General features: G+C 74.4%; 11 protein-coding genes. 7 read left to right on the forward strand and 4 right to left on the reverse strand.

Features of this window, described 5'->3' with window-relative positions:
• Window positions 1–1,192, forward strand: a 1,192-nt coding sequence (locus AB0B41_RS40050; protein ID WP_358212253.1) for a transglycosylase family protein, incomplete at its 5' end; no start/stop codon positions are given.
• A gap of 72 nt (window positions 1,193–1,264) precedes the next feature.
• Here AB0B41_RS40050 and AB0B41_RS40055 read toward each other — a convergent pair.
• Together AB0B41_RS40055 and AB0B41_RS40060 are read right to left on the reverse strand one after the other, a co-directional pair.
• Window positions 1,265–1,921: an HAD-IA family hydrolase gene (locus AB0B41_RS40055; protein WP_358212254.1), complete on the reverse strand. Its 657-nt coding sequence runs from the start codon at window positions 1,919–1,921 to the stop codon at window positions 1,265–1,267.
• Window positions 1,918–2,598 carry a VOC family protein gene (locus AB0B41_RS40060; RefSeq protein WP_358212255.1) on the reverse strand — a complete coding sequence of 227 codons (681 nt, stop codon included), beginning with the start codon at window positions 2,596–2,598 and terminating at the stop codon, window positions 1,918–1,920. The genes AB0B41_RS40055 and AB0B41_RS40060 overlap by 4 nt, the downstream gene beginning before the upstream one ends.
• Before the next feature lie 43 nt (window positions 2,599–2,641).
• On the opposite strand from AB0B41_RS40060, the gene rsmA reads away from it, so the two are divergent.
• The 4 genes from rsmA (at window position 2,642) to AB0B41_RS40080 (ending at window position 7,835) form a co-directional block, all read left to right on the forward strand.
• The gene (rsmA, locus tag AB0B41_RS40065; RefSeq protein ID WP_358212256.1) at window positions 2,642–3,490 is read left to right on the forward strand and encodes a 16S rRNA (adenine(1518)-N(6)/adenine(1519)-N(6))-dimethyltransferase RsmA; all 849 of its coding nucleotides are present in this window, start codon (window positions 2,642–2,644) and stop codon (window positions 3,488–3,490) included.
• 72 nt (window positions 3,491–3,562) lie between these two features.
• A complete protein-coding gene (locus AB0B41_RS40070) occupies window positions 3,563–5,041 on the forward strand; it encodes a DHA2 family efflux MFS transporter permease subunit (protein WP_358212257.1) in 1,479 nt (492 codons plus the stop codon).
• A 9-nt stretch (window positions 5,042–5,050) separates the two neighbouring features.
• Window positions 5,051–6,025: a 4-(cytidine 5'-diphospho)-2-C-methyl-D-erythritol kinase gene (locus tag AB0B41_RS40075; RefSeq protein ID WP_358212258.1), complete on the forward strand. Its 975-nt coding sequence runs from the start codon at window positions 5,051–5,053 to the stop codon at window positions 6,023–6,025.
• A gap of 10 nt (window positions 6,026–6,035) precedes the next feature.
• Window positions 6,036–7,835: an ABC-F family ATP-binding cassette domain-containing protein gene (locus AB0B41_RS40080; RefSeq protein WP_358212259.1), complete on the forward strand. Its 1,800-nt coding sequence runs from the start codon at window positions 6,036–6,038 to the stop codon at window positions 7,833–7,835.
• A 15-nt stretch (window positions 7,836–7,850) separates the two neighbouring features.
• On the opposite strand, the gene AB0B41_RS40085 is transcribed toward AB0B41_RS40080, so the two are convergent.
• Window positions 7,851–9,377, reverse strand: coding sequence for an MFS transporter (locus AB0B41_RS40085; RefSeq protein WP_358212260.1), 1,527 nt, complete (start codon window positions 9,375–9,377; stop codon window positions 7,851–7,853).
• Window positions 9,378–9,706: 329 nt separating this feature from the next.
• On the opposite strand from AB0B41_RS40085, the gene AB0B41_RS40090 reads away from it, so the two are divergent.
• Complete coding sequence (locus AB0B41_RS40090; RefSeq protein WP_358212261.1) at window positions 9,707–10,669, forward strand: ATP-binding cassette domain-containing protein; 963 nt, start codon at window positions 9,707–9,709, stop codon at window positions 10,667–10,669.
• Window positions 10,666–11,496 carry an ABC transporter permease gene (locus tag AB0B41_RS40095; protein ID WP_358212262.1) on the forward strand — a complete coding sequence of 277 codons (831 nt, stop codon included), beginning with the start codon at window positions 10,666–10,668 and terminating at the stop codon, window positions 11,494–11,496. The genes AB0B41_RS40090 and AB0B41_RS40095 overlap by 4 nt, the downstream gene beginning before the upstream one ends.
• On the opposite strand, the gene AB0B41_RS40100 is transcribed toward AB0B41_RS40095, so the two are convergent.
• Window positions 11,478–13,815 (reverse strand): tetratricopeptide repeat protein (locus AB0B41_RS40100; RefSeq protein WP_358212263.1); only part of this gene is annotated, 2,338 nt, incomplete at its 5' end. The genes AB0B41_RS40095 and AB0B41_RS40100 overlap by 19 nt on opposite strands.

Raw genomic sequence — 13,815 nt, forward strand, 5'->3', positions numbered from 1 at the left:
CGCGACGGGTCGCGGTCGCGGGACGGGGGCGGGCGGGCGCGGCGGCCGGCGCGCGACCCCGCCCACCCGCACCGGCCGGAGGTCCGGGTTCGGCGCCCGCGCGGTGGCCCTCGCCGCCCTGCTCACGCTCACCGCGGGCAGCGCGACCGCGCTGGCGACGGACAAGGCGGTCACGGTGACCGTCGACGGCCAGGACCGTGTCCTGCACACCTACGCCGACGACGTCTCCGGCGTCCTCGCCGCGGCCGGCATCACCGCGAACCCGCAGGACCGCGTGGAGCCCGCGCCGACCACGGAGATCGCCGACGGCGACCAGGTGATCGTCAACCGGGCGCGGATGCTCACGCTCACCGAGGGCGGGCAGACCCGCAACGTCTGGACCACGGCGTCGTCGGTCGACGAGGCGCTCAAGGGCCTGGGCGTGAACGTCCAGCCGATCCAGATGTCGCTCGCGCCGACCACGCAGATCCCGATGGGCGGGCTCAACGTCCGCATCGAGGTGCAGCGCACGGTCACCCTGGCCGACGGCACCGACGCCCCCGAGCAGATCACCACCAGCGCCGGCACGATCGCCGGGCTGCTGGCGGACAAGGGCGTCACGCTCGGCCCGGACGACGTGTCGGTGCCGAGCAGCGACACCCAGATCACCGACGGCATGCAGATCCACCTCGTGCGCAACGGCGTGGGCGAGGTCGTCGAGGTGCGCCGGACCGACCCGCCGGTGGAGGAGATCGAGGACCCGGAGCTGCCCCGCGGCAAGCGCGAGGTCGTCGACCCGGGTGTTCCCGGCGAGCAGACGGCCGTCATGCGGGTGTACGTGCAGAACGGCCAGGAGGTGCGCCGCGAGCAGATCCGGGCCGGGGCGAGCACCCCGCCGCGCCCGCGGATCGTCAAGGTCGGCACCAACGACGAGCAGCCCGAGGTGCCGGCGATCGCCGACGGTGCGGTCTGGGACCGGCTCGCGCAGTGCGAGGCCGGCGGGAACTGGGCCATCAACACCGGCAACGGCTACTACGGCGGCGTGCAGTTCGACGCCTCCACCTGGCGCGCCTACGGCGGCACGCAGTACGCGCCGCTGCCGCACCAGGCCAGCCGCGAGGAGCAGATCACCGTCGCCAGCAAGGTCCGCGACTCCCGCGGCGGGTACGGCGCCTGGCCCGCCTGCGCCCGCAAGCTCGGCCTGCCCCGCTGACCCTGCCCGTCCGGTGAGCGAACGGCGTTCTCGCTCATTCCTGGTGAGCGAGAGTGCCGTTCGCTCAGTGGCTCAGAAGGTCCCCGGCGGGAGGTCGAGGGCCTTCTCCAGGTCCGACAGCGCCTGGTCCTCGCCGGTCACCTTGATCGCGCGCATGCCCAGCGCGGCGGCGGGCTTGCAGTTGATGCCCAGGTCGTCGAGGTACACGCACTCCTCGGGCCGCACCCCGAGCCCCGTGCAGGCCAGCTCGTAGATCGCCGGGTCGGGCTTGCGCACCCCGACCTTGCTGCTCTCCACCACGTACTCGAAGCGCGCCATGATCGCGGCGATCTCGGCGGCGCGCTCCTCGGTCGCGGACATCTGCGCGCCGTGCCCCGCGGGCACGTTGTTGGTGATGCAGCCGAGCTTGTGGCCCCGCTCCTTGAGCAGGTCGATCGCCGCGACCATCCGCGGCCGGACGGTCCCGGACAGCACCGCCAGCACGACGCTGCCGGGCAGGTCGTGGCCGAGCGCGCGGGCCTCGACGGCGAACTCGGCGTCGAACGCCGCGGCGTCGATCTCCGCGCGCTCGAACCGGGCCCAGGCGTTGGTGTCCGGGTTCGTGGAGTTGATCCGCCGGACGAGGTCCTTCGGCAGGCCGCGTTCGGTCTCGATCCGGGCGAAGGCCTCGAAGGGCGAGGCGGTGATCACGCCGCCGAAGTCGAACACCACGGCCGGGAGGTCGGTCATGATGCAACTGTATTACGGCGGACCCGGAACTCCACACCACCGAGATGCAGGTCGCGGTCCTCGGGCCCGGCCAGCAGCACGGTCGTCGGGCCGTCGCGGAAGGTGATCGTGGCGTCGTCGAGCCGGAGCGTGTCGCCGTCGAGCCCCGCCCCGGTCGCGGCGGCCCACCGCTCGCCCGGGGCGGCGATCCCGAGGCCGAGCAGGTCGGTCACGACGTCCGTCCGGACGTGGTCCCACCACGGACCCTCGACGACGGTGAAGTCCTCGGGCGGGTCCGAGACGTCGAGCGAGAGCAGCGCGGCCCCGGTGTCGGCGGGGTGCAGGTGCAGGGACGCCCACCGCCCGCGGGTCTGCGGCCGGTCGAACTCGGCGACCACCCGGATCCCGTGCTCCGCGAGCCGCCCCCGCTGCCCGTCCAGGTCCCCGACCTGCAGGATCACCATGTACATGCCCTCGCCCGCGCGCTCCAGCCGGCGCGCCGCCGACGTCCCCGACCGCACCGGCGCGCACACCTCGAGGAACCGGTCGGTGCCCAGCGGGTAGATCGCGCTCGACACTCCGAAGCCCTCCAGCTCGGCCTCGACGGAGCAGCGGGACAGCCCCAGGTCCTGGGTGATCCGGGCGTCGAGCGCCTCGGGGTCACCGGTGAGCAGCGTGAGCCAGCGCAACCTCGGCATCCCCGCAGTCTGCCCGGTGCGGGCGATCCCGGATGATGAGGCGGTGACCGACCCCGCCACCTCCCGGCTGCTGGGCCCGGCCGAGGTGCGCGCGCTCGCCGAGCGGTTCGGGATCCGGCCGACGAAGAAGCTCGGGCAGAACTTCGTCCACGACCCCAACACGGTCCGGCGGATCGTGAAGGCCGCGGACCTCGCGCCCGAGGACGTCGTCGTCGAGGTCGGGCCCGGCCTCGGGTCCCTGACCCTCGCCCTGCTCCCCGCCGCCGCGCACGTGCACGCGGTGGAGATCGACCCCGCGCTGGCCGCGGCCCTGCCCGGCACCGCCGCCGAGTTCGCGCCCGCGCTGGCGGACCGCCTGACCGTCACGAACCTCGACGCCATGAAGGTCGGGGCGCTGGACCCCGGGCCGACCGCGGTGGTCGCGAACCTGCCGTACAACGTCGGCGTCCCGGTCCTGCTCCACCTGCTCGCCGCCCTGCCGACCCTGGAGAAGGGGCTGGTCATGGTGCAGCAGGAGGTCGTGGACCGCCTCGCCGCGGGCCCGGGGAGCAAGGTCTACGGGGTGCCGAGCGTGAAGCTCGCCTGGTTCGCGGCGGCGCGCCGCGCCGGCCCGGTGCCGCGGGCGGTGTTCTGGCCGGTGCCCAACGTCGACTCCGGGTTGCTCGCCTTCACCCGCCGCGAGCCCCCGCCCGGCGACCGCGCCGCGGTGTTCGCGCTGGTCGACGCCGCGTTCGCGCAGCGCCGCAAGGCCCTGCGGCCCGCGCTGGCGGGGTGGGCGGGCTCCGCCGCGGCGGCCGAGGAGGCCCTGCGCGCCGCGGGGATCGACCCCATGGCCCGCGCCGAGACCCTCGGGATCGAGGACTTCGCCCGCCTCGCCGCCGCGCGGCCCTGACCCCGTTTCGGCGGGTTCCTGTCGGTGCCGCGGCCTACGCTTTCACCGCGATCCGATTTCCCGAGGAGAACCATGGCCGTCAGCGAGTCCGGCACCCGTCCCGGCGCCAGCCCCGCCACGAGCCCGTGGCCGGCGCTGTGGGCGCTGGTGCTGGGCTTCTTCATGATCCTCGTGGACTCCACGATCGTCACCGTGGCCACGCCCGCGATCCAGGCCGATCTCGGCGCGAGCGTCGACGCCGTGGTGTGGGTGACCAGCGCGTACCTGCTGGCCTACGCGGTGCCGCTGCTCATCACCGGCCGCCTGGGGGACCGGTTCGGGCCGCGGCGGGTGTACCTCGTCGGGCTCGCGATCTTCACGCTCGCGTCGCTGTGGTGCGGGCTCACCGGGTCGATCGCGATGCTGGTCGTCGCCCGGGTGTTCCAGGGGCTCGGCGCCTCGTTCATGACCCCGCAGACCATGGCCGTGATCACCCGGACCTTCCCGGCGGACCAGCGCGGCCGCGCGATGAGCCTGTGGGGCGCGGTCGCCGGCGTCGCCACGCTGGTCGGGCCGATCCTCGGCGGCGTCCTGGTCGACGGGCTCGGCTGGGAGTGGATCTTCTTCGTCAACGTGCCGGTGGGCGTCGTCGGGTTCGTGATGGCGATGCGGCTGGTACCCGAGCTGCCCACGCACGTGCACCGGTTCGACGTCCTCGGCGTCGCGCTCAGCGCGATCGGCATGTTCCTGCTGGTCTTCGGCATCCAGGAGGGCCAGTCCTACGACTGGGGCGCCGGCGTCTGGGCGCTCATCGTGTCCGGGCTGGTGGTGCTGGCCGGGTTCGTGTTCTGGCAGTCGCGCAACCGGGCCGAGCCGCTGATGTCGCTGCGCCTGTTCCGGGACCGCAACTTCAGCCTCGCGAACATCGCGATCACCACCGTCGGTTTCGCGGTCACCGCCATGTCGTTCCCGATCATGTTCTACGCGCAGGGAGTGCTCGGCCTCTCGCCCACGCGCGCGGCCCTGCTGCTGATCCCGATGGCGGTGTTCTCCGGCGTCCTGGCGCCGTGGGTCGGCCGGCTCACCGACCGGTCGCACCCGCGCTGGATCGCCGGCTTCGGCATGGCGGCCTGGGCCGTGTCGCTGGTCTGGCTGGCCGCGGAGATGCAGCCCGGCGTGGCGATCTGGCGCCTGCTCCTGCCGATCGCCCTGCTCGGCATCGGCAACGCGTTCGTCTGGGGCCCGGTCGCCACCACGGCCAACCGGAACCTGCCGCAGGACCAGGCCGGGGCCGGCGCGGGCGTCTACAACACCACCCGGCAGGTCGGCGCCGTGCTCGGCAGCGCGGGCATCGCCGTGCTCATGGAGTCCCGCCTCGCGGCGAACCTGGCCGGTGGCGGGGGTGGCCCGGTGGGGGAGAGCATCGCCGCGGTCCCGGCCGCCCTCCACGCCCCCTTCGCCGCGGCGATGGCACAGGCCCTCCTGCTGCCCGCCGGGGTGCTGCTGGTGGGGCTCGTGGCCGTGCTCACCTTCACCGTCAGCCTCAGGTCACCGGTCCGGCGCGGTCAGTAGGGTTGGCTGGTGCTCTCCGCCGTTCGTCCTCCGGTCACCGTCCGGGTGCCCGCGAAGATCAACCTCCACCTGGCGGTGGGCGGCGTGCGCGCGGACGGCTACCACGACCTGGTGACGGTCTTCCACGCCGTGAGCCTGTTCGACGAGATCGCGGTGTCGGCGAGCGACGAGCCAGGCCTCGAGGTGCACGGCGAGGGCGTGTCCGAGGTCCCGGTCGACGACACGAACCTGGCCTGGCGGGCCGTGGAGCTGCTGGCCCAGCGCTCCGGGCACGATCCGGACGTGCGCGTCGTGCTGCGCAAGGGCATCCCCGTCGCCGGCGGCATGGCCGGCGGCAGTGCCGATGCGGCGGGAACGCTGGTCGCGCTCTCGGCGTTGTGGAAGCTGGACCTGAACCGGGACGAGCTGTCGTCCATGGCCGCCGAGCTGGGCAGCGACGTCACGTTCGCCCTGCACGGCGGCACCGCGCTCGGCACCGGCCGCGGCGAGCGGATCGTCCCGGTCCTGTCGCGGCACCCGATGCACTGGGTCATCGCGCTCGCCCGGCGCGGGCTGTCCACCCCGACGGTCTTCGCCGAGCTGGACCGGCTGCGCGGCGACGAGGAGCCACCGGAACGCCCGGTCGAGCCGGTGCTCGGCGCGCTCGCCCAGGGCGACCCGCGCCAGCTCGCGCTCTCGCTGGGCAACGACCTGCAGGCGGCCGCGGTGAGCCTCGCGCCGGACCTGCGCCGTACCCTGAGGGCGGGAGTCAGCGCGGGCGCGCTGGCCGGGATCGTCTCCGGCTCCGGCCCCACCTGCGCGTTCCTCTGCTCCGACGCCGAGTCGGCGGTCGAGGTCGCCGCGGAGCTCGCCGGCGTCGGCGTCTGCCGCACCGTCCGCGTCGCGCACGGGCCCGTCCCCGGGGCCCGGGTCGTCGACTCGGACGAGCCCCCACCCGTACCGCCCGCCCCGAGCGGGTCGCCCTGGCCGCCGGCCCGGGCCTGAGAGAGGACCGATGGCCGGACAGAACCTGGTCAACCTGGAGAACGTCACCGCACACGTCCCCGGCGATGCGTCCCGCGTGCTGCTCGACGCCGTGTCCCTCGGCGTCGAGCGCGGCGAGCGGGTCGGCGTCGTCGGCCTGAACGGTGGGGGCAAGACCACCCTGCTCGAGGTGCTCGCGGGGCGCCGCGCGCCCGACGGCGGGCGGGTCTCCCGGCTCAGCGGGGTGAAGCTGGCCTACCTGACCCAGGGGGACGACTTCCCGGCCGGTGCGCGGGTCCGCGACGTGGTGCTCGCGCACTACGACGCCGACCACGAGTGGGCCTCCGACCCGAAGGCGCGGGACGTCCTCGGCGGCCTCGGCCTGCGTGACCTGGAGCGGACCGTCGACGGGCTGTCCGGCGGCGAGAAGCGCCGCGTGGCGCTGGCTCGCGCCCTGCTCGGCGAGCCCGACCTGGTGGTGCTCGACGAGCCCACCAACCACCTCGACATCGAGGGCGTGACCTGGCTGGCCGAGCACCTGCTCTCCCGGCGGTGCGGGGTCGTGGTCGTGACGCACGACCGCTGGTTCCTCGACGCCGTCTGCACCCGGACCTGGGAGGTCGCGAACGGCCGCGTCGAGAGCTACCTCGGCGGCTACCAGGACTGGGTCTTCGCGCGGGCCGAGCGCGCCAAGCAGGCCGACGCCGCCGAGGCGCGCCGGCGCAACCTGGCGCGCAAGGAGCTGGCGTGGCTGCGGCGCGGTCCGCCCGCCCGGACGTCGAAGCCGCGGTACCGGATCGAGGCCGCCGAGGCCCTGATCGCCGACGTGCCGCCGCCGCGCAACACCGTCGAGCTGCTGAACTTCGCCACGAACCGGCTCGGCCGCACCGTCCTCGAGCTCGAGGACGCCACCGTGCGGATCCGCGCCGGCGACCAGCAGCGGACCTTGCTGGACCACCAGACCTGGCGGCTCGGCCCGGGCGACCGGATCGGGATCGTCGGGGTCAACGGCTCGGGCAAGACCACCCTGCTCAAGGCGCTGACCGGCGAACGCGCGCTCGACGGCGGGAAGCGCGTCGAGGGCAAGACGGTGCAGCTCGCGCAGCTCACCCAGGACCTGGTCGACCTGCCGAAGGACATGCGGGTGCTGGAGGCGGTCGAGGCCGTCGCCAAGTACGTCCGGTTCGGCAAGGAGGAGATGACCGCCTCGCAGGTGGCCGAGCGGCTAGGCTTCCCGCCCGCCCGACAGTGGACGCCCGTGGGCCGGCTCTCCGGTGGCGAGCGCCGCCGCCTGCAGCTCACCCGGCTGCTCATGGCCGAGCCCAACGTCCTGCTGCTCGACGAGCCGACGAACGACCTCGACGTCGACACCCTGACCAACCTCGAGGACCTGCTCGACGGTTGGCCGGGCACGCTCGTCGTGGTCAGCCACGACCGCTACCTGACCGAGCGGGTGTGCGACACGGTCGTGGCCCTGTTCGGCGACGGCAGGATCACCCACCTGCCGGGTGGGATCGAGGAGTACCTGCGCCGCCGGGAGGCGGCCGGGACGTCCACGGAGGCCCCGCGGGCCGCCGCGGCCCCGGCGCCGAAGGCCGCCCCCGCGGTGAGCGCCGCCGACCAGCGCGCCGCCCGCAAGGAGGCCTCGCGGCTCGAGCGGAAGATGGAGCAGCTCACCAAGCGCGAGGAGCAGCTGCACACGAAGCTGGCGGAAGCCGCGACCGACCCGCAGAAACTGATGGAGCTCTCCGCCGAGCTGAAGTCCGTCGAGGCCGAACGGGAGACCGTCGAGCTGGAGTGGCTCGAGGCCGCGGAGAAGGCCGAAGCCTGACATGCGAACCACTCGCTAGCCGCGGAGTGCCGCCAGCTCCTCGGCACGCCGCCGCTCGTGCTCGGCCAGGTCGGCGCGCGCCTTCGCCACGCTCCATCGACCACGCAGCAGCGGCACCGTGGCGGCCAGCCCCACCGCGCACACCACCGCGATCCACATCCACAGCCGCCACTGGTCGCCCGTCACGGCGGCGGCCTGCTGGATCTCGCCCAGCTTCGCCGCCAGCTCCGGCGGGATCGCCTGCCCGGCCGCCTGCAGCCGCTCCGCCTCCGCGACGTACGGCTCCGCGGCGACCAGCGTGTTCGCCGAGGTCACCACGTGCGGCACGATCAGGAACGACAGGAACACCACCACGCGGACGATCCACGCCCAGATCGCCAGGCCGGTCGCGGTGAGTGCCGGGTTGCGGGCCTCGACGGTCTCGGTGAAGGCCGCGTACCAGGGCACCGCGAACCCGGCCCAGGACGTGGCGAGCACAGCCATGATGATCGCGAGCGTGAGGTAGCTCGGCTTCCCGCCCACCAGCGTGATCAGCACGATCTGCATGGCGATGCACAGCAGCGCGCCGCCCAGGATCCACGGCTTGCGCACCAGGAACCGGTCGACGAGCGCGCCGTAGGTGAGCGAGAGCAGCACGTTGAACGCCCACGCCCAGGCGATCACGCTGTTTGCCGCGGCGAGGTCGAAGCCCCAGACCGTCGTGAACAGCACCGGCGCGAAGCCGACGATCGTGTAGTAGAAGAGCAGCGCGATCGAGAACCCGATGGCCGGGACCACGATGTCGACCTTCAGCAGCTGCCGCCACGGGTGCGCCAGGTTCACGGTCACCTCGCCGCGCGCGGCCCGCGCCTCGAGCAGCTCGCGGTCCTCCTCGGACACCGCCGCCTGGTCGCGCAGTGCCGGGTTGAGCTCCTTCATCCAGACCAGCGCGACGAGCGCGACGACGATCCCGGCGATGCCGGCGATGCGGAACTGGCTCTGCCAGCTGACGAGCGAGCCCAGGGTGAGCGCCGCGACCGCGGAGGCGAGCAGCGAGCCCGCCGGCGGCGCCACGTTCCAGAAGCCCATCGCCCGGGCCCGGCCCATCTGCGGACTGAAGTCGCGGACCAGCGCCGGCGTGGCCACCAGCAGCATGCCCTCCATGATCGCGACGATCGTCGACAGGACCATGAAGGTCCACTTGTCCTGCACCTGCGTGACCGCGAAGGCCGTGATCGCGCCGACGACCAGCATCCCGTAGACCACGATGTTGGCCCGGCCCAGCCGGTCGGCGAGGCCGGCGGCCAGGGACCCGAAGGCGCCCAGCAGGTTCGCCACCGCGAGCCCGGTCGTGAGGAACAGGAAGGACATCCCGAGCTGCTGGGAGACCAGCGTCGAGACGGCGCCGAGCGTGTACTGCTCGTAGTAGATGACGACCGTGGCGAGCACGGCGAGCACGAGGCGGGCGTAGCGCTCGCCACCGGTGGGGTAGCGGTCGAGCCTGCGGTCGGTCAGGAAGGCCCAACGGCTGCGCGGACGCGCCTCCGTTCCGGTTCCGGGCACGGTCGAGCGTACGGTCGAATCCACAGTGGAGATCCTCGTTCCCTCGGCGACGCTGCATCCCGGGAGCGGAGACGGGCGGGTACCCGTCTGCCGAACGATCGTTAAGCGGGACCGTAACCCCGGTCACAACGATGGTCAACGCCCCGGATCCGCGGCCTCGTCGGCAAACCGGACGTCACGGCACGAATCCGGTCGGTCACGGTCCGAGATCCGCCGATCGGCGCAAAGGCCGGGACGGGCGGCCGCGCTGACACGCCCCGACGCCGGCTGACACGGCGCGGCGGTCCGCTGTCAGCCGGATGGCAGCGCCGCCGCCGACAGTGGTGGCCATGAACGAACCGGCCATCCGCGTCGAGGGTCTCGTGAAGACCTTCGGCGCCACCACCGCCCTCGCCGGCGTCGACCTGGAGGTCCGGCGCGGCAGCGTGCTGGGCCTGCTCGGGCCGAACGGCTCCGGCAAGACCACCACCGTCCGCGTCCTGTCCACCCTGCTGCGCCCGGACGGCGGCCGGGCCACCGTCCTGGGTCACGACGTCGTGGCCGAGGCCCCGGCCGTCCGCCTGCGGATCGGCCTGACCGGCCAGTACGCCGCGGTCGACGACGCCCTGTCCGGCGTCGAGAACCTGCGGCTGATCGGGCGCCTGCTGGACCTGTCCCGGCGCGACGCCCGCCGCCGCACGGACGAGCTGATCGAGCGGTTCGGCCTGGCCGAGGCCGCCGGTCGCCGGGTCAAGACCTACTCCGGCGGCATGCGCCGGCGGCTCGACCTCGCGGCCAGCCTCGTCGGCCGGCCCGACGTGCTGTTCCTCGACGAACCGACCACGGGCCTGGACCCGCGGCACCGCAACGAGGTCTGGGAGCACGTCCGCGCCCTGGCCGCCGAGGGGACGACCGTCCTGCTCACCACCCAGTACCTCGAGGAGGCCGACCAGCTCGCCGAGGACCTCGTGGTCCTCGACCGCGGCCAGGTCATCGCGAGCGGCACCCCGGCGTCGCTCAAGGCCGAGGTCGGCGGGCAGCTGCTGCACGTGCGGCCGCTGCACCGCGCCGACGTCGGGGCCGTCGCCACGCTGCTCGGCGAGCTGACCGCCGAGACGCCCGCGATCGACCCGACCGGCGAGCTGACCCTGTCCGGTGATCCCGCGCTGCTGCACCGGCTCGGCGCCCGGCTCGAGCAGACCGGCGTCCCCGTCGCGGAGCTGGGGCTGCGGTTGCCCAGCCTCGACGACGTCTTCCTGACCCTGACCGGCCGCCCCGCCGAGGCCGGCCCCGCGACCGAGGAGGCCGCATGACCGCCACCGCCACCGCCCCCGTCCCCACCACCGTCCCCGAACCGCCGCCACGCACCGGAGCCCGGCACGGGCCGTCGACGTTGCGGCACGGCGCCACGCTGGCCTGGCGCGGGCTGGTCAAGACGGTCCACTCGCCCGAGGCGCTGATCGACGTCACCCTGCAGCCGGTCATCTTCCTGCTGCTGTTCGTCTACGTCTTCGGCGGCGCGATCGCCGGCGACACCTCGGCCTACCTGCAGTTCGCGCTGCCCGGGGTGCTGGTGCAGACGGTCATCTTCGCCTCGGCCGGCACCGGCACGGGCCTGGCCGACGACCTGCACACCGGGATCTTCGACCGGTTCCGGAGCCTGCCGATCTCCCGGGCGGCCCCGCTGCTCGGCGCGATCGGCGCGGACCTGGCGCGCTACGCGACGTCGGGCGTGATCATGCTGGTGTTCGGCGCGATCCTCGGCTTCCGCACCTCGGCGGGCCCGCCGGCGATCGTGGCGGCACTGCTGCTGGTCATGGCGTTCGCGTTCGCCCTGTGCTGGGTGTTCACCGCGCTGGCGATGCTGGTCAAGGACCCGCGCTCGGTGCAGGGGCTCGGCGCGCTGATCTCGCTGCCGCTGACCTTCGGCAGCAACGTGTTCGTGCCGGCGTCGACCATGCCGGGCTGGCTGCAGGGCTGGGTCGACGTGAACCCGGTGTCGAAGACCGCCGACGCCGTGCGCAGCCTGCTGCTGGGCGGACCGGTCGCGGGCCCGGCGGGCACGGCGCTGCTCTGGGCGGCGGGCATCACGCTGGTGTTCGCGCCGATCGCGGTGACGCTCTACCGCAAGCGGACCTGATCCCGGAGCAGGTCGAGCCCGTCCTGCGGCGGGAGGTCCACGACCTCCCGCCGCAGCGCGTCCGCCCTCGGGCCGAGCGCCTCCAGCAGCGCGACGACGGCGGGATCACCCAGGTCGAGAACGCCGCGGCGGGCTTCTGCGACCCCCAGCGCCCGGGCGGCCCCCTCGCGGTCCCCGCGGGCCAGGGTGAGCTGGGCGACGGTCTCGGCGACCATCCCGACCACGGGTCCGTCCCGGCTCTCGTCGGCGGCCTCGACGGCGTCGGCGAGATGTTCCGCCGTGCGCCCGGGGTCGCCCGCGGCCAGCTCGACCAGGGCGCGCTGCACGCTCAGGTGCGCGCGCCGCTGCGGGACGGCGATCCCGCCGCCCGTCGTCGGGTCGATCTCCGCGAGCCGGGCGCGCGCCGCGACGAGGTCGCCCTCCAGGCGGTCCAGCTCGGCGAGCGAGACGCGCACCATCTCCGGCGACGCGTACTCGGAGCCGTCGAGCATCTCGAGCGCCTCGGTGTAGAGCTTGCGGGCCAGCGCGTGGTCGCCCACCCGGGCCGCGAGGCTGCCGCGGCGGACGAGGTACTGGGGCAGGTCGTCGTCGTTGGACAGCTCGGTGGCCAGCGCGATGGCCTCCTCGAAGGCGGTCCCCGCGGCCTCGGCGTTGCCCGCCCACGCCTCCAGCTCGCCGAGCGTGGTGAGCGTCATCCCGAGCCCGAACCGGTCCCCGACCTCGGTGAACAGGGTGTGCGCCGCGCGCACCAGCTCGCGCTCGAGGTCGATCAGGCCGGCGTTCTCGGACAGCGTCGCGCGGATCTCCAGCGCGAACGCCCGCACCCACGGGTCGGGGTGGCTGGTGCTGATCGAGGTCAACGGTGCCTGGTCCTGGGTCGCGAACGCCTCGCCCAGCGGCACCAGCAGGTCGAGCGCGGGATGGCGGGGCTGCGGGACCGAGTCGGCCTGCACGGTCGCCCGCGCGACGTGCCGCTGCGCCTCCGCCATCTCCCCGCGGCCGAGCGACTCGATGGCGCGGAAGGCCGTGACCCGGGCGAGCACGTCGAGCGGGGCGTCGTCCGTGGGCATCTCGCCGACCGCGCGCACCCAGCCCATCGACTCCTCGGTGGCGCCGCGGATCAGCCAGCCCCAGAACATGCCCGCGACCAGCCGGTACGCGGTCGGGACGTCCTGCTCGGCCACGGCCCGGCGCAGCGCCCCGGTGATGTTGCCGGACTCCGCGCGCAGGACCCCGAGCCACCGCAGCTGGTCCCGGCCGCGCAGCTCGGGCTCGGCCCGCTCCACCAGGGCGACGGTCCAGGCCGCGTGCCGCGCGGCCGTCGCCGGTTCCTCGCCGGAGGCGGCCAGCCGCTCCCGGGCGTACTCGCGGATGGTCTCCAGCATCCGGTAGCGGGTCGGTGCGCCGGCCTGCGGGACCGCGACGACCAGCGACTTGTCGACGAGCGCGGCGAGCGTGGTGAAGGGGTCGTCCAGCCCCTCGCCGCAGACCTGGTCCGCGGCGTCGGCCGTGGCGCCGCCGGAGAACACGGCGAGCCGGCGGGCGAGGGCGCGTTCGGCCTCGTCGAGCAGGTCCCAGCTCCAGTCGACGACCGCCCGCAGGGTCTGGTGCCGGGGCAGCACGGTCCGGGCGCCGGTGGTGAGCAGCCGGAACCGGTCGTCGAGTCGGGTGAGGATCTCCTCGGGGCTGAGCGCCCGCAGCCGGGCCGCGGCGAGCTCGATCGGGAGCGGCTGGCCGTCCAGCCTGCGGCAGATCTCCGTGATCGCGGGGGCGTGCGCCTCGGCGTCGAAGCCGGGGGCGACGGCCTCGGCGCGGTCGGCGAACAGCCGGGCGGCCGCGGGGTCGTCGAGCGCCTCGACGGGGTGCAGCCGTTCGCCGGGCACCGCCAGCGGCTCGCGGCTGGTCGCGAGGATCCGCACCGCCGGGCAACGGCCGAGCAGCGTGCCCGCCAGGTCGGCGCAGGCGCCGACCAGGTGCTCGCAGTTGTCCAGGACCAGGACGAGATCGCGGCGGCCGACCGCGGCCACCAGCCGCTCGACGGCGTCGGGGTGCTCCTCCTGGCGGATCACCAGCTCCGGGCTCCCGACCGCGGCGAGCACGGTCTCCGCGAGCTGGTCGGGACCCGTGAGCGGGGCGAGCTCGGCGACCGGGCCCTCGGGGCAGGCCTCCCGGGCGAGCCGGGTCTTGCCCGCGCCGCCGGGTCCCACCAACGTGACGAGGCGCCCCGTCCCGAGCAGTTCGCGCAGCCGTCCGACGTCCGCCTCCCGGCCGACGAAGCTGGTCAGCGGCGGGGGCGGGGCGGGCCGCGCCGGTCGCGGG

The organism is Pseudonocardia sp. NPDC049154, from assembly GCF_040648315.1.
Classification (GTDB): Bacteria; Actinomycetota; Actinomycetes; order Mycobacteriales; family Pseudonocardiaceae; genus Pseudonocardia.